Below are 24,328 nucleotides of genomic sequence, written 5' to 3' on the forward strand. Positions count from 1 at the left end.
TTGTCCTTTTTGCCCTGGCTTTCGGCTCCTATCTGCACAGGAATCAGGTGCAGGAGGAGCTCAAGACCGACCGGGCGGAAAACGTGGCCACCCTGCAGGCCCTCTCCCTGGCGCTGACGGACTGGATCAACAGCCAGGTGAACTTGGCCAAGCTCATCGCCGGCACCGAATCGGTGGTCTTGGCGTGCTCCTATCCGGAAGACCCGTCCAAGGTGGCCGAGGCGCAGCGCTTTCTGCAAAGCATCCATGACCGATACGGCTTCTATGAAAACATCCCCCTGGCGCTGCACAGACCCAACGGCGAACCTCTGAACACCACGGTCAACGGCGAGCCGCGCATGGTCCGCGACGGAGGTTTCTTCGTGGACACCGTGGGTGGCAAGACCATCGGCAAATGCAGCACGGAAATGAGCTTCATCAAGGCCTCGCGCGAGGGGAGGGAGTATTTCATCAGCCAGGTCTATCCGAGCCTGTTGCGCGGCAATCCGATCTTCGTCATAGCCGTCCCGGTGCGCCGCTATGGAAGACACGTGGGCACCGTGATCCTCGCGCCGCAGATGGACTACTTCACCGACATGTTCATCAAGAAACGCCGCATCGGGAAAAGGGGACAGGTCTTTTTCAGCGACGACCGCAACGTATTCATCGCCCACAGCGACCCTTCCCTGATCCTGAAGAAGGACCTCGGCAACCATGCGCAATACCTGCAGAAGATCAGCGAAGGGAACACCGAGTTCTTCTCCTCGGCAGGGACCGGCGAAGAGTTCCGCTATCTCTCGGCGCGGGTGGGCATCCCCGCCTCGAACATTCTGCATGCCTGGTTCCTGACCGCGGCCAAACCCACAACCGAAATAGAGGCGGGCGCCGACGAGTTCCTCCGCAAGCTCTGTTGGGCCGGGGCCGGACTGATCCTCATGCTCGCCCTGGTGCTCTACGGCCTGACCCGGTGGCTGGTCACCAGCCCCCTCTCCAGGGTCGCGGCCTATGCCGGCAGCATTGAACAGGGCGACTTCGAGGCGACCCTCACCCTTGACCGCTCCGACGAAATCGGGGTGCTGGCGCAGAGCCTGCGCAACATGACCGAAAGCATCATCGGGCAACTGCGCAAGGAAATGGGACTGTTCCGGGGCATCCTGAGCGGGATTCAGAACCCGTTCGCCGTGGTGGACACGGAATTGGGTGTCATCAACTGCAGCGACAGCATGATCCGAACCACGGGAAGAACCGGCCGCGTCGAGGACTTCCGGGGCTGGCCCGTGGCCAGGTTCTTTTTCGACGACCCCAGCCGCCATGTCATCCTGACGGACGTCTTCAACGACGGCCAGCCCCGGAAAAAGGTGCCCTTCGCCTATACCAACCCCAGGGGCGAATCCTTTGACATGCTCATCGACGTGGTCCTGGTTCGCGATGACGAGGGAGAGGTCCTCGGCGGCATCACCTTCTGGAACGACGTGACCGAAATCAAAGCCCAGCAACGGACCATCGAGGCGCAGAAGGATCGGATCGAAGAGGCTGCCGCCGAAGCGGAACGCCTTTCCCTGACCACCGAGAAACAGATCGGGCTTTTGATGGAGGATGTGACCAACTCCAGCAGACTGACATCCGAGCAGGAAGACAGTCTGCTGGAGACCGTGACCGCCATCGACGAACTCAGCGCCACCATCCAGGAGGTAGCCCGCAACGCGTCCCATACCGCGCAAAACGCGGACGGGACCAGAGAGCAGGCTCACAACGGCGTCATGGTCGCCGCTGCGACCATCAGCTCCATCCACGCCGTCAGGGAACTCGTATCCTCCACCCAGCGGGACCTGAAAACGCTGGGGCAGCAGGCGGACGCCATCGGGGAGGTGATGAAGATCATCAACGACATCGCCGACCAGACCAACCTGCTGGCTCTGAACGCCGCCATCGAGGCGGCCCGGGCGGGCGAGGCCGGGCGCGGCTTCTCGATAGTTGCCGACGAGGTGCGCAAACTGGCGGAAAAGACCCTCAACGCCACCGGCGAGGTGGACGGCGCCATCAAGGCCATCCAGGGCAACACGCGCCAATGCTACGCCTCCATCACCCATGTGGAGGCCGAGGTGTCCAACAGCGTTCAGAACGTTCAGAAGACGGACTCCGCCTTCAAGGCGATCTCGGAGCTTGCCGAGGTGACCAGCGGCATGGTCACCGGCATCGCCACGGCAACGGAACAGCAGTCGGCCGCCACCGAGCAGATCGCCAAGACCGCCGCCGAGGTGCGCGCCATGGCCGAGGAGACCAACCGGGTCATGGCGCGCTCCGACGACAGCGTGCATCAGCTCGGGGACGCCTTCAAACAACTGCACGACATCATCGTTTCCATGAACTAGCCGGTGCGGCCGGCCCTCCATGGGGGGGGGCCGGCCGCATCCCTCTCCCCCATGTTCTTCCCGCATGCTGCGCGTTGTGGTACAGCCAAACACGGCCTATTTGCCAATCGTTCTCAAAACACGTTATGAGTCGGCTCTCGACCACATCTCCAAGCCGCATCACAGAGGACATTCATGCCGGATTCCACTTCAAAACCGAACAGCCATCCCGAGGAAAAAATCCTGGCCAACTATTTCGAGGAACTGCCCGGCATTGTCTGGCGTATCGATGTCGTCAGCAACGAGATCACATTCCTGAACAAGCACGCAGCCTCCCCCGAAGGGGAAAGAATCAGGGCCGTGCTCCAGAATCCGCAGATTCCCCAAGAGGTCATCGTTCCCGAAGACAGGGAGCAGTTCCGCTACAGCCATCAGCTGATCCGCAGCCGCAGGCGAACGGCCTGCTCGTTCCGGGTACGCACGGAAACCGGGCGGATAAAATGGTACAAACTCATGGGCATGCCCGACCCGGCCCACCCCCGTTGCTCCCTGGGGATTCTCCTGAACATCTCCGACCATGCGGAAACCATCATGAAGGCCACCGGGAGCCCCCAGTTGTCGGACAAGATCGACATGGTGGACCAACCGGTGCTGCTGGTCCGCTTCATGGACCGGACCGTTCATCTCGCCAACCAGGCGGCCCGGCAACTCCTGAGCTACGACGACAACACCCTGTCGCGACTGACCCTGCAGGATCTGCTGCGCGACAATCCGGACACCGACCTCTACCAGGTCTACGAAGGGCTGATCTTTTCCGACCACTGGAACGGGGATCTGCTCGTCACCGACGCTCTGGGGCGAAGCCATCTCTGCGCCGCCCGGATTCAGGCCATTTCCCGGCAGGAGGACAATCTCCTCTGGATAACCCTTTCCCACCACAACAACTGCACGGCATGCAAGGGCGTGCCGGTAAGGGGAAACGAGACCGTGGCCCCCAGGTTCTCCGGCGCATCCATGCGGCGCTGCGCCTCCGTGAAGACCCTGCTCAAGACCCTGCTCCGGGCCCTGCCCGAGAAATCCCCCACCAATGCCCTGCTGCTGTCGCGCATCTTCATCGACGAGAATGTCGTGTCGGTCACCGGCGTGGGCACCCCCTTCGACAAAGACCCCGAGGATTTCGCCCACCCCTACGAGGGATCCATTGCGGAAAGCATCCTGCGCTTCAACCAGCCCAATCACGTGGTGGCGGAAACATCCAAGAGCATCAAGGCCATCGACTGGGCCCTGTTCATCCCTCGCGGCATCCGCTCCTACTTTGCCCAGCCCTTTTATACGGACAGCGGGCTCACCTACGTGCTGATCTTCTGCTCGACCGAGCCGGACAGCTACGATCCCGATTCGGAAGCCCCCCTCAAGGGACTGCACCAGGAATTCATCGCCAACCTGGAACGCTGCCTGGCCAAAAAACGCTGATTCTGGCCCAACCAATTCCCCCGTCCCCTTTGTCACCGTCCGGTTACACCGGCTGACGCAATTGTCGAATCTCCCACCCCATCAGTCAGCTTTTCTCCAATTCACCCCATAATTACAGGCGATTACTGAACAACTCTCCGCCCCTTCGTTCAGTCCGGCCAATCTGGTTGGGCCAGTTTGGCGAAAAATTTCGCCTTTCCCCTTGCCTACCTCCATTTTCAGGCCGTAGATCAAGGATGAATAGTTACTCAAACGTCAGGCACCTCAAACTGGTTGGACCAGATATGACTACGACAACACAACGTCCCATTATTTGCCGCAGGATGGTGGACATGCTCAAGGGCGGCGCCTTTTCGGTCGGCGACAAGCTGCCCGGAGAACGCAGACTGGCCGCCATGTTCGAGACAAGCCGCAACACGGTGCGCGAGGCGCTCTGCAATCTCGAATCCATGGGCTACCTTGAGATTCGGGAAAAAAGCGGCTGCTACCTGAGAAGCATGGACGGTCGTCTCAACTGGGAAAACCTCCGTTCCCGCAAGAATGCCGAGGCCTTCCGCCAGTTGGTCGAGGCATTGGGCATGATCGCCCCGGGGCTGGTCCGCTCCCAGGCCGACAAGCTCACCGCCACAGACATGGCCAGGCTGGAGAAGGCCACGGTCAACATCGGCCGGGCTATCGTCAACTCGGACCCGTCAACCATCGGGAACCGCTACATATCCTTCTACCTCGTCCTGGCCGAGATCGCATCCAACGACTACCTGATCCTGCTGCTCAAGGAACTGGGCATGGCCTCGGCCAACCTCTCGTGCAGCGGAGGCGGCCTGTCCGAGGTGCAGGTGGACTCCCTGTTCGCCTATCATGTGGAGCTCTTCAACGCCCTGAAGGGCGGCCAAGCGGACACGGCCGAGCAGCTTGCGCGGGAATGCATGCAGGCCCTGCGTCGACTGGTATTGCCCGAGTATTGATTTCCCCCCGCAAGAACAACCCTTCGGATCGACGCCATGAAAAGAAGAGAATTTTTCGGCCGCTTGATGCCTTTCGGCAGCCAGGCAAGGGAGCTCGCACGCCGAGAAGCGCCCCATTCAGAAGAAGAAACCGCGCCTCTGACGGAAAACGAGCTGTTCCTGCACGCAATGGCCCAAGGCATCGATCCGGCTACCGTCACCCTCGAACAACTGGAAACAATGATTTCGAAATCCGCACCCTCAACAACATTGTAACAAGCAGAGTTGCAGTTCGGGGACCGATCACCCCCGACCGGCCAACTTGGGTCAGGAGTGTAAAATGGACAACAGTAGTGTCAGCTACCTTGAGAGTCGGAAGCTGGTCAAACGCTGGAGCGGGCCGATCCCCGCGCTGGTAAACACGATCGTCATCTTTGCCTTTTTCTATGCCACATGGTGGATATTCCAGGATCCCCGCGGCCTGATGCGCATGTACACCCCGTACGTGGGCTACATGGTCTGCCGCTGGCTCCTCATCCTCTTCATCTGGGTCGCCTACATCTTCGATTTCTGGCCGTTCAACCGGTCCTGGCTCAAGAAAACGCACCCCCTGATCAAGGGGACGGTGCTCACCCTGGTCAGCGTGGCGGCCATGGTCATTCTCATCAAGGGCTTCTTCGTGGAGATCCTCGGCAACTTCGGCATCGCCTACTTCGACCCGGCCCGGCTCGAAGCCATGGGCATCACCGACTTCTACTCCATCGAATACGCGGCCGAGGCGATCATGATGTTCGCCGCCATCGCCTCCTGGCTTTCCCCGAGCTGGGTGGTGGCCTGCGAAAACGCGCCCTGGCAGAAACTGGATCAGCCCGCCCGGGGCATCACCATCGCCGTGGTGACCTTCTTCATGAGCATGATCGTCTACTTCCTGACCATGCACTCGCACATGGCCATCCTCTTCTACCCCTGGCAGAAATTCACGGCCATCTGCCCGCCCTACTGGGAAAACTTCGCCCACACGGTCTCCGGCAACTTCCACATCGCCTGGATCATGTGCTGCACCGTGGTGGTCTGGCTCTTTGAGACCATCTGGGAGCGCTACCCCTTCAACCTGATCAAGCACGACGCCCTGCGCAGGACCGCATCCTTCTTCGGCATCATCGCCATTGCCGTATGCCTCTGCTTCTTCCTGTACTACGCCCAGGATCTGGTCTGGGGCGAGACCATCCGAGGCACCCGCCGTCTGATGGCCCCGGACTGGCGCTGGCTGCACGTCGGAGAAATGGCCATCTTCTGGCTGGTTCCCTCCCTGTACCTGACCTTCTACTGCAACAACTGGCCGACCAAGTTCAGCCGGCCGGTCAACGTCTGCATCCGCACGCTGTTGACCGCCGCCATGGCCGCCGTGGTCTACATCGTCTACTACAAGACCTCCCACCTGTTCCTCGGAACCCAGAAGGGCTTCTCCCATCCGCAGCAATTCCCGATGATCCCGATGATCTGGCTGATCAACATCTTCCTGATCAACGTCTGGTTCATGGACGGCTGGCCGGGCTGGAAGGCCGTGCCCAAGACGGAAGCCGAGATCGCGGAAGCCCGGGAAGAGGTCGTGGCCCACGACGTCAAATGGACGCCTAGCCTGGCCAAGGGCCTGCTCATCGGGCTGTGCGTCGGTGTGCTGTTGTACATCGCCATCATCAACATCCTGCCCTGGATCGGCGCCAACTTCACCGTTATCAACTAAGCGGGGAACAAGGAGAATACTATGAGCAACGACAAAAAGAATATCAGCAGACGCGACTTCGTGAAAGGAGCCGCCACCGGCCTGGTGGCCGGGGCATTCGCCGGCATGGGATTGTATTCCTACACCTCCTCGGCATACAACCGCCTGCCCAAAATCGAAAGAAAGATGCAGGACTTCGGCGCCTGCCGCAGCGTGCGCGTGACGAACATCTCGGAGACGAGTTGGTTCAACAACGCCCATCTGATCGGCGACATCCACGAGGCCGGAGGCCTGCTGGTCAACCAGTACACCCTGAACTGGGCCCCGTTCGCCAACGGCAAGGGCTCGGCCAAGGGCTCCTACGAGGAAGGCATCGGCTCCATCAAGGAGCTCCTGCCCAATGACCTGAAAAAGGCCTGGGAGATTCAGAAGAAGCTGGCCTTGCACCCGGAAAACCCGGGCGGCTACTCCTGCCTGCTGGAGGTCGAAGACCTGGACGGAACGGTCCACAAATACCTCCTGGACACAGGCTGGTCCTATGAGTGGATGGAGGACAGCTTCAAGCGCGAGGGCATCGACAAGATGCTCGAGGAGCAGCAGATCGAGGCCCTGTTCATCTCCCACGAACACTGGGACCACTTCTGGGGCCTGCCGGTCACGGTCAAATACGACAACCGCATCCCTCTCTACGTGCACGACGGCTTCTACAAGGAAGGCCTCCAGTACATCAAGGACTGCGGCTACAAGGGCGACATGACCATCGTGGACAAGCCGATCACCGAGATCATCCCGGGCATGGCCCTGCTCAAGTTCGACGTACCCATCATCAACCGCGTGTTCGGCGAGACCTCCCTGGCCTTCAACATCAAGGACAAGGGGCTGTTGCTCATCTCCGGCTGCTGCCACCAGGGCATCCTCAAGTTCGCCGACTTCGCCCAGGCCAACCTGAAATACGACAATGACCGGTTCTACGGCATCTACGGTGGGCTGCACATCTCGCCGTTCGAGGACTGGGATCCCAAATATGACGACCTTGTCATCTCTCTCGGCCAATGGGGCTTCGAGCGCATCGGCTGCAACCATTGCACCGGCCACCTGACGGCCAAGAAGTTCATCGAAGCCGGTTATCCGGTGGTGCGCGGCACCGCCCGTTTCCGTTCGGCCTCCAAGGACTACCTGGGCAATGGCGACAAGATCAGTTTCGGTTGTTAGTCACCTCACCTAACCCCCATCCCCATCAGGCCCGGTCCGCCGTCACGGCGGGCCGGGCCGCCCCAAGCGAGGACCCGCCATGCAACTCACAGCCGTACTGCCGAATCAACGGAGCCTGAACAGACGGATCGACCTGCCTGAAATGCTGGCCAACTGCCTGTTGGCGGCCTGCCAACACCAGGAATTCAAACGGCTGGTCGGCTGGAAGGGGATGGCCGTGAGTCCCCGGGGCGCACAGGGCTGGACATTGAAGATCCGCGCCAGGCCGGGTGTTTTCGGGCTGGCCACGGAACACGCCTGGAGGGACGGGCAGGGACAGCACGCCCGGCTCGGGGTGCACTATTTCCCGGCGGCGGGGGAACCGCTGCTGGAGACCATGTCCCTGGCGGCCAATCACGCCTCGGCCCAGCCGGATTATCTCGAAACGGTGCGCCGTTTCACGGCCATGGGCGAATGGGCGGCCCCCTTCCGCATGGGCGCCCTGACCGCGTCGCTCGCGCCCGAAGAAAACGGGCTGATCCTGCAGTGCGACGCATTGAACAGAAAATTGAGCATTGCCCGGGACGGCGTGAAAACGCCGGACGACAGGTGGGTCATCCATCCCGGCGAGGCCGAGGAGGATTTCCCGGCCCACGAGATCGCCCTGGATTGCCTTCTGGTGCTGGCCGCTGCCGTGTCCAACAGCCTGAACGAGCCCCCGTGCAGGGCGGGACGCAGCAGGACCCCTGACAACGCCATACTCTTCGACGGCACCGGCAGGCTGTCGCTCCTCGACCACGGCATAGAAAGGATCAACGACCTGCTCTGCTGGGGCGACGGGGAAACCCTGGCCGCCATGGCCTCTCTCCCGCTCGCGCAGTGTGAGGTCTCCGCCGGCCCCGAGTCAAGGGCCGACCTGCCCGCCCCTCTGAACGACGCCCTGTTCTGGAGGACGCACGACATGCCGGAACTCTCCCTTGACCAAACCTATGCCCCGGCCTTTGACACCCGCCCCGGCCTGATCGTGCTCAGCGGTTTTCTCGGTTCGGGGAAAACCACATTCCTCAACCAGCTGCTGGAGTACTACGCGGCCCGCGACGAGTTGGTGGCCATCATCCAGAACGAGATCGGCCAGACCGGCGTGGACGGGAAGCTGCTGGAAGGCGACGATTCCATCGTTGAGCTGGACGAAGGGTGCGTATGCTGCACCCTGGCGGGCAACCTCTCCAAGGGCATACGACAGCTCAGGGCCCGGTTCTCCCCCAAGGTCATCGTGCTGGAGGCCACCGGGCTGGCCAACCCGTTCAACATCCTCAACGAACTGGACACGCTGCGCCCCCTGGTGCGCCTGGAGTCCATCACCACTCTGGTGGATGCGGCCAATGCCCCGGCTCTTCTGGCCAACCACCCAATCGCCCGCGACCAGATCTCGGCGGCGGACACGATCCTGCTCAACAAATGCGATCTGGCGGACAAGGCCGAACGGGCCGCCCTGCGCGAGACGCTGCGCGGACTGAACCATCGGGCCGTTCTGGTGGAAACGGAGTTCGGGGCCGTCAACCCCGGCCACGTCTATGACATGAACCCGTTCGAACAGCACGCGGGCCTTTCGCGCTCCATGCCGCACCGGACGCACCACGATCATGCCCATGAAGGCTTTACCTCGCAGCGGTTCATCTTTTCGTCCGCCCTGGATCGCGGTCAACTCCTGAACACGCTGGACGGCCTGCCCGAATCCGTATTCCGGCTCAAGGGGATAGTCCACCTCGCGGACAGCCCGCAGCCCGTGGTGGTTCAATATGTATGCGGCCGCCACGAACTCTCCCCCCTGGGCGACGAATTCGACCAGCCGGGCTTCCTGGTGGCCATCGGCAAAGACCTTATCGACCTCCCCCAACTGGAGGAACTGCAAAGAGGAAACGCATGAGTATTCTGCAACAGGGCGGCTTCATGATGTGGCCGCTGCTCATTCTGTCCGTGGCGGCCCTGGCCGTGATCCTGGAACGGCTCGTGGCCTTCACCACCCGCCGCTTCCCCTCAGCGGAGGCGCTGAGCTCCCTGCTCGACACGTTCCGCACCCAGGGCAGGGAGGCCGCCATCAGGCGCGTGGAGGAAACAGCCCCGGCCTTTGGCCCCTTTTTCTCGGCCTGCTTCTCCACGGATACGGGAAACCGGGAAGCGGACATCCAGGACGCCGGCGACGAGGTCCTCTTCCAATTCAACGCCCGGCTCGACTTCCTGTCCACGGCCGCGGCCACGGCCCCGCTCATGGGACTGCTGGGCACGGTCCTGGGCATGATCAACGCCTTTTCCCGGCTCTCATCGGCGGGAGACGTGGACATCACCATGCTGGCCGGGGGAATCTGGCAGGCCCTGCTGACCACGGCCGCCGGGCTGAGCATCGCCATCCCGGCCGTGCTGGCCCACCGCTGGTTCTGCCGTGAATACGACAAGATCGCCCATACCATGCAGCACGCGGCGCGCCGCATCCCCGTTCCGGATTCGGAGTCATGATCAATTTCAAGCGCAACGCCCCCAGACCGGCCGCTCCGGACATCACTCCGCTGCTGGACGTCGTTTTCATCCTGCTGATTTTCTTCGTGGTCTCCGCGGTCTTCACGGCCAAGGGCGTGGACATCGAACTGCCCTATGCCGAGACGGCCAGGGCCGTGACCGGCAGGTCCATGGAAATCGAGCTGAGGGAAAACGGGGACATCCTCTGCGATTCGGCACCGGTCACCCTGAACGATCTGACCCATCTTTTGCGCGACACCGCCGACCGGCCCGTCTCCCTGCAACCGGATCACATCCTGTTGAAGTCCTCCCCCGAGGCACGGGTGGAGCGTTTCGTGAAGATCGTCGATCTGGTGCGCAAGACCGGGTTCAACAACCTGGTCATCGCTACCAACACCCGGCGCCACGACACGGGAGAAACGCCCCGGTGACTACCCGACGGACAATCTGGGCCTGCCTGGCCATATCGCTCTGCCTGCACTGGTTTTTGCTGCAGTCGCCCTTGAGGCAGGCCCCGGAACCTTCCGGCGAGACCATCGTCATCCAGACGAACTTCGACCTCTCGGTCTCCACCACGGGCAGCGCCGGACTGGCCCTGGAACAGGGGCTGACGCCCGACGAGGAAAAAATCGACCACGAGGACGCGGCCAGACGGCTGCGGCAACAGGCCCTGAAACAATATCTGGCCCAGGTGCGCAGCGCCGTGGAACAACGCCGACGCCCGCCGGGAAGCGACCTCGCCGACCTGATCGGCAATGCGCGCTACCAATTCCGCATCCGCCCGGACGACACCTTTACCGACATCGTCATGCTCCACTCCTCGGGCGATTCCAGGCTCGACGCCGCAGCCCGGCAGGCCATCCAGTCCGCCAGCGGCACGATCCAACGTCCCGCCATCCTCAAGGGCCAGACATGGACCATTTCCATTACGGTCAAGTACCAGTATTCGCTTTAAATCATAGGGGGGGATGGAATGACGGGAAACAAACGTCCCCAAGGAATGGCGGCCCGGGAAACGCAAGAAAGGCTCCGTGACCAACAGTTCAAATCGCCCCAAACGGTCCGCCGGAAACGGCGGACACAGAGCGGACATATTCCTGAAATTCCGCAATCGGACACAGAAAATGATTCAGTGTATCAACCTTAATCCATAAACTTTATTGCGCTGTAGCCGGGGGGGGAATTGAACCCACGACCTCGTGAAGGCCATTCCACCCCTTACGGGGGACGCATTCAGCTCTACCGGCTGGGAGCAGGCAACTGAAAGCCTCCATGCCGGGGTCGAGCGGAGGAAACGCTCAAAAAATGTCCGAAATGTCCGTATTTAAAACTACTGGAAACCAGCCGACCGTCGATAGATTCAATCGATTAACACCCTCCTATATTTTGTCAAAACTATAGAATGTAATATTCATTGTTGCCCGCGATTGACGGTACGTTCATGCGTACCGCTCCTCAAAATGCAACTCGGAAAACCGCTTTTTCGATACCTCGGGCGCGCGGAAGGGGGTCGGCGCAAGGCAACTACCACGTTGACAACACTCACTTTACTATGCACATTGAGCGCCCGCTGAGGCGCAAGTTGGTTGCGGTGCCAAAGAGAATCAGGACGCCGAAAATAGTCCGTTACCCCCTTCGGGGTCCTATTCCCCCTTCCCGCCACTCCCGTACGCTTTGGACGTCCTGTTTCCGGAATATTATTTTTTCTAATTTTTGGGAGGTGTTGATGAGCTTCAAGTCCCTGCTGAAGGAGACGGCCAAATGGCTGCTCCCGTCCCTGCTCCTTTTGACCGTCGTTGCGCCCGGAGCCATGGCCCGGACGTCCGGCCATCCCGACACGCTGGTCGTGGCCACCACGTACGACGCAAAGACCCTTGACCCCTACATGACCAACGACGTGGCGTCTTCCAACGCCATGCGCCAGATCTACGAAACCCTGGTCGCCATCGACGACGCGGGCAACGTGGTCCCGTCCCTGGCCGAGAAGGTCGAACGCGTCGACGACACCACCTACCGCTTCACCCTGAAGAAGGGCGTGAAGTTCCACAACGGCGAGCCCCTGACCGCCGACGACGCCCTGTACAGCCTGCGGCGCGCCTACGAGAAGGGCGCCGCGGTCCGCCACATCATGGGCGTCATCGACCCCGCCGGCTTCAAGAAGATCGACGATTACACCTTCGAGGTGAAGACCAAGGAGCCCATGAGTTCCTTCCTGGCCGCCCTGACCCACTTCGGCGGCGGCGTCATCCTCAACCGCAAGGCCGTCGAGGCCGCCGGCGACGACTACGGCTTCAACCCGGTCGGCACCGGCCCCTACAAGCTGGTCACCTGGAGGAAGGGCGACCGCATGGAGCTGGAGCGGTTCGAGGACTACCACGGCACCAAGCCCGAATTCCGGAAGATGGTCCTGCGCGTCATCCCCGAGGCATCCAACCGGACCATCGAGCTGGAGAGCGGCAACGTGGACATCGCCTTTGAGCTGTCCTCCCTGGACGTCTCCCGCGTGGAGGCCAATCCGAACCTGAAGCTGGTCTCCCTGGTGGACAACTCCGTCACCTACCTCGGCTTCAACTGCAGCAAGCCGCCCTTCGACAACCAGAAGCTGCGCCAGGCCATCTTCACGGCCATCAACATCCCGGCCAGCGTCAAGGCCGTCTTCCGCGGCAACGCCTACCCGGCCGCCGGCGTCATCGCCCCCAACGTGAAGTACGCCAACCCGGCCCTGGAAGTGCCCAAGGCCGACCTGAAAAAGGCCAAGCAGCTGCTGGCCGAGGCGGGCTACCCCGACGGCCTGACCACCACCCTGTGGACCAACTCCAAGAAAGTCCGCGTGGACATGGCCACCATCATCCAGGCCCAGCTGAAGAAGATCGGCGTGGACGTGAAGATCCAGGTCCTGGAATGGGGCGCCTATCTCCAGGGTCTCAAGGAGTTCAAGCACGAACTCTTCCTCGTGGGCTGGACCTGCCAGACCCCCGATCCGGACATGGCCGTGTACCCGACCTTCCACTCCTCGCAGATAGGCGGCAACAACTTCGCCGCCTTCGGCGATCCCGCCGTGGACGAGCTGCTGGCCAAGGCCCGCATCACCCCCGACGGACCGGAGCGCCAGGCCATGTACTACGAGATCCAGGACCAGCTGCGCGACAAGGCCCCGTGGGTGCCCCTGGCCAACAAGAAGTACGCCTTCGGCCTCCAGGACTACATCACCGGCTTCACGCCCAGCCCGTTCGGGTTCCACGCCCTGTACGAGGTCAAGCTTAAGAAGTAGCGATTGCGCGGGGAAGACGGCCAGGGGCCGTCTTCCCCTTTTCCTTCCACTGTCCGGCGCACGCCCCATAGGCCGCGTCCCGCGGAAGGCGGACTTCATTCAACAGCGCTCCTCTTGCTCCGGCGCATCCGGCCCGGCCCCGCCCGGCCCGCCCGCAGACCGCCGCCGAGCGTAACGAAAAGGAGATTCCCGTGCTCAGATACATCCTGAGGCGTTGCGTCATGCTGATCCCCGTGATCCTCGGCGTCGTTTTCATCGTATTTCTCATGCTCTACGTCACGCCCGGCGACCCTGCGCGGATGGTCCTCGGCGAACAGGCGCCCCAGGCCGACGTGGACAACCTGCGCCAGGAGATGGGCCTCAACGATCCCTTCCTTCTGCAGTTCGGCCGCTACGTCTACAAGGCGGCCGTGGAAGGCGACATCGGCCGTTCCTACATCACCAAGCGGCCCGTCTGGGAGGAGCTCATGGCGGCCTTCCCCGTAACCCTCAAACTGTCCGCCCTGGCCATGGGCATCGCCCTGCTCGTGGGCATCCCGTGCGGCATCGTCACGGCCGTCAAGCAGTACTCGATCTTCGACAACATCGTCACGCTCTTCGCCCTGATCGGCATATCCATGCCCGTGTTCTGGCTCGGCCTGCTGCTGATCCTGCTGTTCACGGTCAAGCTAAACTGGCTCCCGCCATCGGGCTTCGACAGCTTCGACGCCATGATCATGCCCGCCGTGACCCTCGGATTGCAGAGCGTGGCCATCATCACCCGCATGACCCGCTCCTCCATGCTCGAAGTCGTACGCCAGGACTACATCTGTACGGCGCGGGCCAAGGGCCAGAAGGAGAGCGTGGTCATCCGCAAGCACGCCCTGCCCAACGCCCTGGTGCCGGTGGTGACCATCGCGGGCATCCAGTTCGGCATCCTGCTCGGCGGCGCGGTCCTGACCGAAATCATCTTCTCCCTGCCCGGCCTGGGCAGGCTCATGGTCAGCTCCATCGAGATGCGGGACTATCCCGTGGTCCAGGGCGGGGTGCTCTTCATCGCCCTGGCCTTCTGCCTGGTCAACCTCGGGGTGGACCTGATCTACGCCTGGCTCGATCCCCGGATCAAATCCCAGTACACCTAAAGGACCTTTCCCATGCAAAACAAACGGCATTCCCTCTGGGGCCAGGTCTTCATCCGCCTCAGGAAGAACCGCATGGCCCTGTTCGGCCTGGCCATCCTCCTCGGCCTCGTGCTCACCGCGATCTTCGCCAGCGTCATCGCCCCGTTCCCCTTTGACGAACAGGACCTGTTCGCCACCCTGGAAGGGCCGTCCGCGGCCCACTGGTTCGGCACGGACGAGTTCGGCCGCGACATCTTCAGCCGCATCATTTACGGCAGCCGCATCTCGCTCCAGGTGGGCTTCGTGGCCGTGGGCTTCTCCGTGGCCGTGGGCGGCTTTCTCGGCGCGGTGGCCGGCTACTACGGCGGCAAGATCGACAACATCATCATGCGCGTCATGGACGTCCTGCTGTCCATCCCGCAGCTGCTGCTGGCCATCTCCGTGGCCGCCTCCCTGGGACCCGGCCTGCTGAACCTGATGCTCGCCGTGGGCATCGCCGCCATCCCGCAATACGCCCGGCTGGTCCGCGCCTCGGTTCTGTCCATCCGCGACCAGGAATTCGTGGAGGCGGCCATCTCGGTCGGCTCCAGCGACCTGCGCATCATTTTCAAGCACATCCTGCCCAACTGCCTGGCTCCGATCATCGTCCAGGCGACCCTGGGCGTGGCCTTCGCCATCCTCATCGCGGCGGGGTTGAGCTTCATCGGCCTGGGCCTGGAGCCGCCCACCCCCGAATGGGGCGCCATGCTCTCCGGCGGCCGCGAGTTCATCCGGGACTACCCGTACATGACCCTGTTCCCCGGCCTGGCCATCATGATCACCATCCTCGGCCTCAACTTCCTGGGCGACGGCCTCAGGGACGCCCTGGACCCGAAGCTGCGCAACTAGACAGACAACAGTCCCCAACGGGAGTGACCATACATGTCGAACACATCACTGTTATCCATCAAAGACCTTCACGTCCGCTACACCACGGACAACGGCACCGTGCAGGCGGTTTCCGGCCTGAACCTGTCCATCGAGAAGGGCCAGACCCTGGGCCTGGTGGGCGAGACCGGCGCCGGAAAGACCACCATGGCCATGTCGGTCATGCGCCTCATCGCCGAACCGCCGGGCAGGATCACCGACGGCGAGATCCTCTTCGAGGGCCAGGACCTGCTCAAGGCTTCCCCCGCGACCATGCGCAAGGTGCGCGGCGGCAAGATCGCCATGATCTTCCAGGACCCGATGACCTCCCTGAACCCGATCATACCGGTGGACGAGCAGGTGGCGGAAATGATCGCCCTGCACAACGACGTCAACAAGCAGGAATCGCTCAAGCGGGCGCTGGCCATGCTCGAAACCGTGGGCATCCAGCCCGACCGGGCCGGGGAATACCCCCACCAGTTCAGCGGCGGCATGAAGCAGCGCGTGGTCATCGCCATCGCCCTGGCCTGCAACCCCGCCCTGCTCATCGCCGACGAGCCGACCACGGCCCTGGACGTGACCATCCAGGCCCAGGTCCTGGAGCTGATGAAAGGACTGAAACGCAAATTCGACACCGCCATGATCATGATCACCCACGACCTCGGCATCGTGGCCGAGACCTGTGACCACGTCGCCATCATGTACGCGGGCCGCATCGTGGAGCAGGCGGACACCGTCTCCCTCTATGCGGACCCGAGGCACCCCTACACCAAGGGGCTGTTCGCCTCCATCCCCAACGTGGAGGAGGAGCGCGAGTCCCTGGCCGTGATCCCCGGCCTGCCGCCGGAGCCGACGGACATGCCCGCGGGCTGCCCCTTCCATCCGCGCTGCTCAAAGGCCATGGACCAATGCAGGGTGGCCGCCCCGTCCCCGGTGTCCGTGGGCGGCAACCACCTCGTGGCCTGCTTCCTGGAAGGAGGTGCGGCATGAGCGCGCCCTTCGTTCAGGTCAGGAACCTGAAAAAGTACTTTCACACCCGGAAGGGGCCGCTCCACGCCGTGGACGACGTCACCTTCGACATCGCCAAAGGCGAGACCCTGGGACTGGTGGGCGAATCCGGCTGCGGCAAGTCCACCACCGGCCGCGCGGCCATCCGGCTGCTGGAGCCGTCCGAGGGCCAGGTGATCATCGACGGCCAGGACATCCTGCTGCCCCAGCGCCGGGAGGTGAAGGCGCTGCGCTCCAAGATGCAGATGGTCTTCCAGGACCCCTACTCCAGCCTCAACCCCCGGCTGTGCGTGGCCGATCTCATAGCCGAACCCCTGGACGTGAAGCGCATAGGCTCCTCGGCCGAACGGGCCAAGCGAGTCCGGGAGCTGTCGGACATCGTCGGCCTGAGCCGCAACCTGGAGAACGCCTATCCGCACGAGCTGGACGGCGGCCGCAGGCAGCGCGTGGGCATCGCCCGCGCCCTGGCCCTGAACCCGGAGTTCATCGTCCTGGACGAGCCGGTCTCGGCCCTGGACGTATGCATCCAGGCGCAGGTGCTCAACCTGCTGGATTCCCTCCAGAAGGAGATGGGACTGACCTACCTGTTCATCTCCCACGACCTGTCGGTGGTGCACCACGTCTCCGACCGCATCGCGGTCATGTACCTGGGCCGCATCGTGGAGCTGGCCGACTACAAGACTATCTTCGCCAACCCGCTGCACGCCTACACCAAGGCGCTTCTCTCGGCCATCACCATCCCCATCCCGAACCTGGCGCGCAACCGCATCATCCTGGAAGGCGACGTGCCGAGTCCGATCAACCCGCCCTCCGGCTGCCGCTTCGCGGGCCGCTGCTACTACGACAAGATCGACGCCTGCACCTGCGAAACGCCCAGGCTCACGGAAGTGGCCGAGGGGCATTTCGTGGCCTGCCACGTGGTCGAACGCCAACTGGCCGCGCTGGTCTAGCCGGACCGCGCCGATCAGCCGCGTCAACAAGGAGAAAACATGTCCGCTTCAAGACTCGATATCATGGAAGAACGGTTCGTCCGCTACTGCAGGGTGGACACCCAGAGCAATGCTGATTCCCCCGCCACCCCCAGCACCGCCTGCCAGCTCGACCTGTCCCGCATGCTGGTGGACGAATTGAAGGGACTCGGCATCGACGACGCCGAGCTCACGGACTACGGCGTGGTTTTCGGCACCCTGAAGGGCAACGTCGCCGACAACGAGGCCCCGACCATCGCCTTCGTGGCCCACGTGGACACCGCCCCCTCGTTCTTTGCCGAGGGCGTCAAGCCGCTGGTCCACCGCAACTGGGACGGCCGGGCCATCGTCCTGCCCGACGACCCCGAAGTGGTCATCGATCCGGTCATGCAGCCCTACCTGAGGAGCAAACAGGGCGAGACCATCGTCACCGCCAGCGGCACCACCCTGCTCGGGGCCGACGACAAGGCGGGCATCGCCATCATCATGGGCCTCATCGACCACCTCAAGGCGCATCCGGAGATTCCCCGGGGCGACGTCCGCATCTGCTTCACCCCGGACGAGGAGATCGGCCGGGGCGTGAGCGACGCCATGGTCCGCGACCTCAAGGCCGACTTCGCCTACACCCTGGACGGCGAGAATCCCGGCGACCTGGTGGCCGAGACCTTCTCGGCGGACAAGGCCGTAGTCAACATCAAGGGCATCTCCATCCACACCTGCTGCGCCAAGGGCAGGCTGGTCAACGCCCTGTACCTGGCCTCGGAGATCATCGCCCTGCTGCCCAAGGACCATCTCAGCCCGGAATCCACCGAAGGGCGCGAAGGGTTCATCTTCGTGGACAGCATCGAAGGCAACGCCGCCGAGCTGAACATGATGATCAACCTGCGCGACTTCGAGCTGGAGGGCCTCGAGAAGCAGGCCGAACTGCTTCGGACCCTCTGCGAGCAGGTCAACCGGACCGAGCCCAGGGCGCGGATCACCTGCACCGTAACCCCCCAGTACCGGAACATGCGCTACTGGCTGAAGGACGACCCACGGCCCGTGGACATCGCCAAAAGGGCTTACGCCGACGAGGGATTTCCCCCGAACATGCTCGCCTTCCGGGGCGGCACGGACGGTTCGATCATGACCGAGAAGGGCATCCCCACCCCGAACATCTTCTGTGGCATGCAGGCCCCTCACGGCCCCATGGAATGGGTCAGCCTCCAGGACATGGACAAGGCCCTGAGCATCTGCGCCCGCGTGGTCCGCTACTGGGCCCAGGAAGCCCGGGCCTAACCTCGCCCTGCGGACGCCGCGAACCGAAAACAAGGGCCTGCGGAGTCGCTCCGCAGGCCCTTTGGTTTGTCGGGCGGCCACAATTCCCGCTTCAACATGGCACAACTCACGCAGTGAAGGGCAACGGCGTAGACCAAGTGTCTCGGGCGAGGTCGAGATTTGTTAACACATAAAAGGGATACTCATGTCCAACAACATTGAAATCAAGGCCTCGGTTGAAGACGCACAGCACCTGAGGGAGCTCATAGAAACTTCATGCGGAAAACCTTCGGATATATTGATTCAAAGGGACATTTTCTACCGTTTGAACAACTCCAGGCTCAAAATGCGAAACGTAAATGGACACTCTGAGCTGATTTATTACAGCAGAGCAAACACGTCGGGCCCAAAGCTGTCAAAATATCTCAGAGTACCAATAATATTCCCCGGCATTGTCCATTTCGTATTGAAAACAATTCTAGGGGTTCGAGGCGTAGTCAATAAAAAGCGAGTGTTATTCTTTTCCGAGAACACGCGTATCCACCTGGATGAAGTCGACAAGCTGGGCGCATTTCTAGAACTCGAAGTGGTCCTCGAGCAAGCAGAGGACTCCGAAGCGGGCATCGCAAAAGCCAATCAGCTGATGAGCATATTCAACATCAAGGAAGAGGACCTTATCTCCCGATCCTACATTGACCTCCTGGAGAATGACATCGAACCCCACAACCTTTAAGCCGTGCATCGCATCAGCACTCCCTCTTTTCTTCCTATTCAAGACGAGGCCAGAGTTCCACAGCCCTTCGTCTTTCGCTACTGATCTCATGACAATGGGAGTTCATGATCATCCTCACGGTGTGTACTGAGCCCCTCCTTTCATATTTACCCGATATCATTTGTATATTCTTTTACATGCCCCACAAAAAAAGGCTTAGAAGGAAAACCTTCTAAGCCTTTTGCTTTCTTGTGGTGGAGCTGGAGGGAATTGAACCCACGACCTCTTGAATGCCATTCTTGAAGGCGTCAAACCAGAACATATAGATAACAATTCAATTAAACTGGACTTATTTGTCGCCAAGCGATTCGAGACACTCTGTAGCATAATGTGCAGAGGGCGCGGAATGTCGTTGATTTTGCATGGAGTCAGGAGAAAAGCGGACACATAGCGGACACGGAAACGCCCCATTAGTTCGTATACTCAACACATAAAAAGGTTCATCCGGTTAAAGCGTACTTCGATTCATGAATGCCCATAATTCTGAGCTTGAAAAACTCGGTATCCCTATAGCCATAGGCTTGCCGTTTTAGCGTCTTAATCTTGTTGTTTGTTCCTTCCATTGGTCCCGAAGAGATCGGGTGGTCGAACCAGGCGAGGATGCCGAATCGATACGCGGCCATGGTTTTGCCCATCTGCACCAGTGGACCAACGCCTGACTCAATCGCTCGATCTATCCACCCTTGCAGAAAGGCTTCCGCTGCCTGTCTGTCTCTCTGGTTCCATATCTGCCGTAGATCCTCCTTGAGGTAGTAGGCCTTGGCCAGCGGCTCATTCATCCGCAACGCCTCCTCAAGCCGACCATCCTCGCCCCGCTCCTTGTTCAGGTTCTCCGGGTTCTTCAGCAGAATCCAGCGGCTCCCCTTGAGTACGTTCCTGGCCAGCGTGTCGCTCAGCTCTTGGTAAAGTTTACGCCGGACTTCAGTGAGCTTGTCGTTCATCAGCTTGACCACATGGAAATGGTCAAAAACCAAGGGCACGCCAGGCAGGTTTTCGAGCACCGATCCAATGTAGGCGGTACTCATATCCGTTGCCACAGCGCGTATTTTGGTCCGTGAACGCTTCAATCGTGCCCAAAACGGAGTCAGCGCGCTGGCTCCCTTGCCATCTCCAACAAACACGACAGCACCGCTTTGCAGGTCCATGACCAAGGTCAGGTACTTGTGCCCTTTGCGGACGCTGATCTCGTCGATAGCGATGTACTTGAGCCTGGATAGTCGCGGTCTTCCGAAGCGAGCTTGCAGATGGCGTTTGAGGATGTCCTTGACCCCATCCCAGCCAATGCCAAGCAAATTGGAGACATCAAGCATTGTCATCACCTTGCTCAAGGCCAACGCGAAACGCTCGAAAGCTCTTGTGTACCAGCGTCTGGGCTCGGCTATCTTGATGTCGATTCTACGGACACAGCCACAAGCTTTGCACTCGACTCGAGGGACTTCGATGACAAGCCATACTGGCTTAAAACCGATGGGAACCGTTCGTAGCCATCGCTCCGACTGACCCCGCCTGACAACATCTCGACTCCCGCAGCACGAGCAAACAACCATCTTGGGCTTTGGTTGGACAGCGAAAATCAAACTCCCGGCGACATACGACTGCCGGGTGTAATCATAGCCTTGCAGGCCAAAGGCATGGTACAAAAGACTCGTGGACATGGCGGTTTACCCTCCCGATTTTCATTGGCGTGATAATCGGTTGGACGCCATGTCCCTTCATTTTGTCAAAAGTACGCTTCACCCGGATGAACCCATAAAAACTGGTTAGTTCGTGAAAAACAGCTATCAAAAGACCGGAACAGTTTATTTAGCAACCTATCCTGACATCACGCCAAACTGATTGTCCTCGCAACTCATGCTCCCTGTACTGAACAGCAAACCACCGACATACGGAACCACACCATGCACACCATTGCCATTTTGATCATTTTTAATTAACGGCATTTTAAAAAATAATGTTGCTTTTGCCAAAAAAAAGTCTAACTTTTAAGTATGGACTAACAGGAGGCAAAGCGCAATGTCTATCGAATCTGTCATCAACCAGTTCAGATCGCTGAACAAAGACCAGCAGGAATCCTGCGCACGCCGTATTGAATCCTATCTCCACGAACACATCGAGGGGTTGAAGGGGTTCAGGGACACTATTGTCGAGGCGCGTTTTGCCGACGGCAGGCACTGCCCCAGGTGCGGAAGCGTCGATGTGAAGCGCTGGGGCGCTTACAGCGACAAAAACGCCTACATGGCCCGCCAGCGGTACATGTGCAAGGATTGCGGACGCACCTTCACCGAGCTGACCGGGACGCCGATGGCGGGGACCCACAAGCCTGAGCTGTGGTCACGCTACATCCGATGCATGATCGAGGGGTTGAGCCTTCCCCGGACCGCCAAGCGGCTTAAGATATCCGTTCCGACCGCCTTCTACTGGCGGCACAAAATCCTCCGCGCCTTGAAGGCCCTGCACGACAGAGACATTCTGGAAGGTATCGTCGAGATGGACGAGACCTTTTTCGTGGAGTCCAACAAGGGAAGCCGGAATCTGAAGCATCGTCCTCCGAGGAAGCACCGTGGAGTTGCCAGGAAGCGGGGCATCTCGAACGAACAGGTCGCCGTACTGGTGGGCATCAGCCGCGACGGAGACATCCTCAGCCGGGCCGCCGGCCGAGGGCGATTGTCTGCGGACCAAGTAGCTCGGGCTGTGGGCGGCAACCTTATGCCCGACAGCACCCTTGTCACTGATTCAATGTCCGGCTTCACCACTTACGCCAAGCGCGAGGGCATCCGGCATGTCCGCCTGAACAGCCGTCAGGGCGTGTATACACAAGGTGTTCACCACATCCAGCACGTCAACAACTACCATGCGGGCCTCAAGGAATGGATGCGCCGGTTCTGTGGTGTGGCTTCGAAGTTCCTCGACCACTACATGGCGTGGTTCAATCTGCTCCGGGGCGTGACCAAGCTGGAATCCAAGAGCAGGCTTGAGGAGTTCTACCGCCAGTCCTGCCGCAAGACCGCCTACACGCCGGTCAGGGATTTCCGGGAGTTCAAGGTGGGCATGGAACCGTAACCGGTCAGAATATTTCGCTCCGGGCTGGACCGTCCCGCGCCATTGTCGTATGGGGAGGAAAAATCAGGAGCGGACATGAAAGTCGAAATAGGCGAATCGCTGGTAAGGACATGGGTACGCCATTGCAGGGGGTGCCAACTGGCCGAACTGAACTGGAAACCTTCCCCCATATGGCCCGGCGAGATCACGGCCGAACATGAACAGTGGTACAGGGAAGGCGCGGCCGAGTTCTCGGAAAAGGTCTTGAAAAAGACATCCAGTCTTTCCCAGTTCCTCGGCCAGGCTGAAGTCGACGTACTCGGCGTGCAGTTCGTGCAAGGGACGGCAAGGAAAGTCATCGCCGCCGACATCGCCTTTCACACGAACGGGCTGCAATACGGCCCCAAGGCCGAAACCGCCGCCCGGATCGTCAAGAAGCTGTTTAGGACGGCCCTGACCATGGACATCCATTTCCCCGGCGTGCCCGTTGAGATCCTTTTCCTGTCGCCCAAGGTCAACAACGCCACTATCCAAGGCGTGGAGGAAGCCGCCCGGATGATGGAATCCTTCTTCCGTGGGCGCCGGGACGGCTTTCGGTTCCAGACCATCATCAACCAAGGCTTCAAAAACATCGTACTCGACGATGTGACCCCGCTCCAAAAACAGGTGGCCGACACAAGCGAACTATACCTGCGGGCGGCCCAGCTCGTGGGGCTGTTTGAAGACTGTGTTCCGCGTCCCGCAAAGGCCACTGCCGCTCCAGCGCAATCCGCCCCACGCAAAACCGGGCAGACCCTGCCCATCGAATATGTGCCGGGCGACACCAAGGAATTCAAGTGCCTTCTTCTCAAGCAGGGTGCCGTCATTCAAGAACATTACGCCGATGGCAGAATCAAAGAAAGACAATGGGATGCGGGCGGGATGACCGAAACATCCAACGTCAGCGGCAACCTGCGCTCGAAGACTTGGTACAGGAGCGGGACCTGGCAAACCACCGGCATCACCAAGCTTGTCGTGAAAATCGTCGGGCACTAAACCTAATCCTTGAAAAACAACAGAATGTTTTAAAATCCCGTTAATTAACTATGAAAGCATTGAAAAAACCAATAATTATTATCGAACCGAGAAGCGCATGCAGTCTAAGATGAAACTAACAAGCCTCGATCTTGTCGAAATCCTTGAATCAACGGAAAATGAAAATATCCTCATAGCCTTTCGGAGCCGCACTTTTCTCAAAGGCGAAGTACTGGCTTCACCCAGTGACAACGAGAACTGTGTCTTCATCATCCGAGAAGGACGAGCGCGCGTCTTTTTGAGTTCCCCTTCACGCGAATTCATACTTTCTATTCTCAGTAAAGGCGACATTTACAGCACCCACACACGCGCTACGTGTCAGGCATTGGAAGACGGCTCGATGTACATCTGTCCCGTTCGGGACTTCAAACGCATCGCATCGGAGCACAGCGAGTTCACCATGACTATGGTCAAGGTGCTGGGCGAACTGCTCTCCGGGGCATTTTCCATCATCGACGGCTTTGCCTTTCGTGACACCGCGCTGCGTCTGATGCTTTTCTTTTACGAGGAAGCGCTTCATACCGGAGTTGAGCAGGAGGGAGGCCGCTATCTGGAACTTCCCCTCACGGTGGAACAGATCGCCCAAATAGTCGGCGCGTCGCGACAGATGGTCTCCCCCCTCCTCAACGACATGTACAAGTCCGGCCTGATCGAACGGCGTGGTCGAGGTAAGTTCTTCATCCCCGACATGGAACGTCTGAACCAGGCATCGCAACTTCCGTTCTAGTTTTTCGGTTTTGTCAAAGAGTGGACAGAAA

The 24,328-nt window shown here is 60.4% G+C and carries 21 protein-coding genes; 20 read left to right on the top strand and 1 reads right to left on the bottom strand.

Features of this window, described 5'->3' with window-relative positions; genetic code table 11:
• The first annotated feature begins 47 nt into the window (after positions 1–47).
• From AB6M95_RS00400 to AB6M95_RS00480, 17 genes are all read left to right on the top strand, one after another.
• Positions 48–2,351: a methyl-accepting chemotaxis protein gene (locus tag AB6M95_RS00400; protein ID WP_371384749.1), complete on the top strand. Its 2,304-nt coding sequence runs from the start codon at positions 48–50 to the stop codon at positions 2,349–2,351.
• Positions 2,352–2,525: 174 nt separating this feature from the next.
• Positions 2,526–3,803 (top strand): diguanylate cyclase, encoded by a 1,278-nt coding sequence (locus AB6M95_RS00405; protein WP_371384750.1) that lies wholly within the window; start codon positions 2,526–2,528, stop codon positions 3,801–3,803.
• 284 nt (positions 3,804–4,087) lie between these two features.
• Positions 4,088–4,768 carry a FadR/GntR family transcriptional regulator gene (locus AB6M95_RS00410; protein WP_371384751.1) on the top strand — a complete coding sequence of 227 codons (681 nt, stop codon included), beginning with the start codon at positions 4,088–4,090 and terminating at the stop codon, positions 4,766–4,768.
• 36 nt (positions 4,769–4,804) lie between these two features.
• Positions 4,805–5,023, top strand: a complete 219-nt coding sequence (locus AB6M95_RS00415; protein WP_371384752.1) for a hypothetical protein — start codon at positions 4,805–4,807, stop codon at positions 5,021–5,023.
• A 64-nt stretch (positions 5,024–5,087) separates the two neighbouring features.
• A complete protein-coding gene (locus AB6M95_RS00420; RefSeq protein WP_371384753.1) occupies positions 5,088–6,491 on the top strand; it encodes a hypothetical protein in 1,404 nt (467 codons plus the stop codon).
• A 21-nt stretch (positions 6,492–6,512) separates the two neighbouring features.
• Positions 6,513–7,682, top strand: coding sequence for an MBL fold metallo-hydrolase (locus tag AB6M95_RS00425; protein WP_371384754.1), 1,170 nt, complete (start codon positions 6,513–6,515; stop codon positions 7,680–7,682).
• Positions 7,683–7,761: 79 nt separating this feature from the next.
• Entirely contained in the window at positions 7,762–9,588 is a 1,827-nt protein-coding gene (locus AB6M95_RS00430) for a CobW family GTP-binding protein (RefSeq protein WP_371384755.1), read from the top strand.
• On the top strand, positions 9,585–10,175 hold the full coding sequence (locus AB6M95_RS00435) for a MotA/TolQ/ExbB proton channel family protein (RefSeq protein ID WP_371384756.1): 591 nt from the start codon (positions 9,585–9,587) through the stop codon (positions 10,173–10,175). The genes AB6M95_RS00430 and AB6M95_RS00435 overlap by 4 nt, the downstream gene beginning before the upstream one ends.
• A complete protein-coding gene (locus AB6M95_RS00440; RefSeq protein ID WP_371384757.1) occupies positions 10,172–10,606 on the top strand; it encodes an ExbD/TolR family protein in 435 nt (144 codons plus the stop codon). The genes AB6M95_RS00435 and AB6M95_RS00440 overlap by 4 nt, the downstream gene beginning before the upstream one ends.
• Entirely contained in the window at positions 10,603–11,130 is a 528-nt protein-coding gene (locus tag AB6M95_RS00445) for a TonB family protein (protein ID WP_371384758.1), read from the top strand. The genes AB6M95_RS00440 and AB6M95_RS00445 overlap by 4 nt, the downstream gene beginning before the upstream one ends.
• 771 nt (positions 11,131–11,901) lie before the next feature.
• The gene (locus AB6M95_RS00450; protein WP_371384759.1) at positions 11,902–13,446 is read left to right on the top strand and encodes an ABC transporter substrate-binding protein; all 1,545 of its coding nucleotides are present in this window, start codon (positions 11,902–11,904) and stop codon (positions 13,444–13,446) included.
• Between the two features lie 191 nt (positions 13,447–13,637).
• The gene (gene nikB, locus AB6M95_RS00455; RefSeq protein WP_371384760.1) at positions 13,638–14,567 is read left to right on the top strand and encodes a nickel ABC transporter permease; all 930 of its coding nucleotides are present in this window, start codon (positions 13,638–13,640) and stop codon (positions 14,565–14,567) included.
• Between the two features lie 12 nt (positions 14,568–14,579).
• The gene (locus AB6M95_RS00460) at positions 14,580–15,434 is read left to right on the top strand and encodes an ABC transporter permease (RefSeq protein WP_371384761.1); all 855 of its coding nucleotides are present in this window, start codon (positions 14,580–14,582) and stop codon (positions 15,432–15,434) included.
• A gap of 33 nt (positions 15,435–15,467) precedes the next feature.
• Positions 15,468–16,442, top strand: coding sequence for an ABC transporter ATP-binding protein (locus AB6M95_RS00465; RefSeq protein WP_371384762.1), 975 nt, complete (start codon positions 15,468–15,470; stop codon positions 16,440–16,442).
• Complete coding sequence (locus tag AB6M95_RS00470; protein WP_371384763.1) at positions 16,439–17,410, top strand: ABC transporter ATP-binding protein; 972 nt, start codon at positions 16,439–16,441, stop codon at positions 17,408–17,410. Before AB6M95_RS00465 ends, AB6M95_RS00470 begins: the two co-directional genes overlap by 4 nt.
• A 39-nt stretch (positions 17,411–17,449) precedes the next feature.
• Complete coding sequence (gene pepT, locus AB6M95_RS00475; RefSeq protein WP_371384764.1) at positions 17,450–18,706, top strand: peptidase T; 1,257 nt, start codon at positions 17,450–17,452, stop codon at positions 18,704–18,706.
• Positions 18,707–18,890: 184 nt separating this feature from the next.
• A complete protein-coding gene (locus AB6M95_RS00480) occupies positions 18,891–19,418 on the top strand; it encodes a class IV adenylate cyclase (RefSeq protein ID WP_371384765.1) in 528 nt (175 codons plus the stop codon).
• 479 nt (positions 19,419–19,897) lie between these two features.
• Here the strand turns inward: AB6M95_RS00480 and AB6M95_RS00485 are convergent, their stop codons facing one another.
• Complete coding sequence (locus tag AB6M95_RS00485) at positions 19,898–21,112, bottom strand: ISL3 family transposase (RefSeq protein ID WP_371384766.1); 1,215 nt, start codon at positions 21,110–21,112, stop codon at positions 19,898–19,900.
• 358 nt (positions 21,113–21,470) lie between these two features.
• Between AB6M95_RS00485 and AB6M95_RS00490 the strand changes: the two genes are divergently transcribed.
• The 3 genes from AB6M95_RS00490 (at position 21,471) to AB6M95_RS00500 (ending at position 24,297) form a co-directional block, all read left to right on the top strand.
• Positions 21,471–22,517, top strand: coding sequence for an IS1595 family transposase (locus AB6M95_RS00490; RefSeq protein ID WP_371384767.1), 1,047 nt, complete (start codon positions 21,471–21,473; stop codon positions 22,515–22,517).
• A 75-nt stretch (positions 22,518–22,592) separates the two neighbouring features.
• Positions 22,593–23,531 (top strand): hypothetical protein, encoded by a 939-nt coding sequence (locus tag AB6M95_RS00495; RefSeq protein ID WP_371384768.1) that lies wholly within the window; start codon positions 22,593–22,595, stop codon positions 23,529–23,531.
• Positions 23,532–23,628: 97 nt separating this feature from the next.
• Positions 23,629–24,297, top strand: coding sequence for a Crp/Fnr family transcriptional regulator (locus AB6M95_RS00500; RefSeq protein ID WP_371384769.1), 669 nt, complete (start codon positions 23,629–23,631; stop codon positions 24,295–24,297).
• Positions 24,298–24,328: the final 31 nt, after the last annotated feature.

The sequence above is a fragment of the Pseudodesulfovibrio karagichevae genome, assembly GCF_041414475.1.
Lineage (GTDB): Bacteria > Desulfobacterota > Desulfovibrionia > Desulfovibrionales > Desulfovibrionaceae > Pseudodesulfovibrio > Pseudodesulfovibrio karagichevae.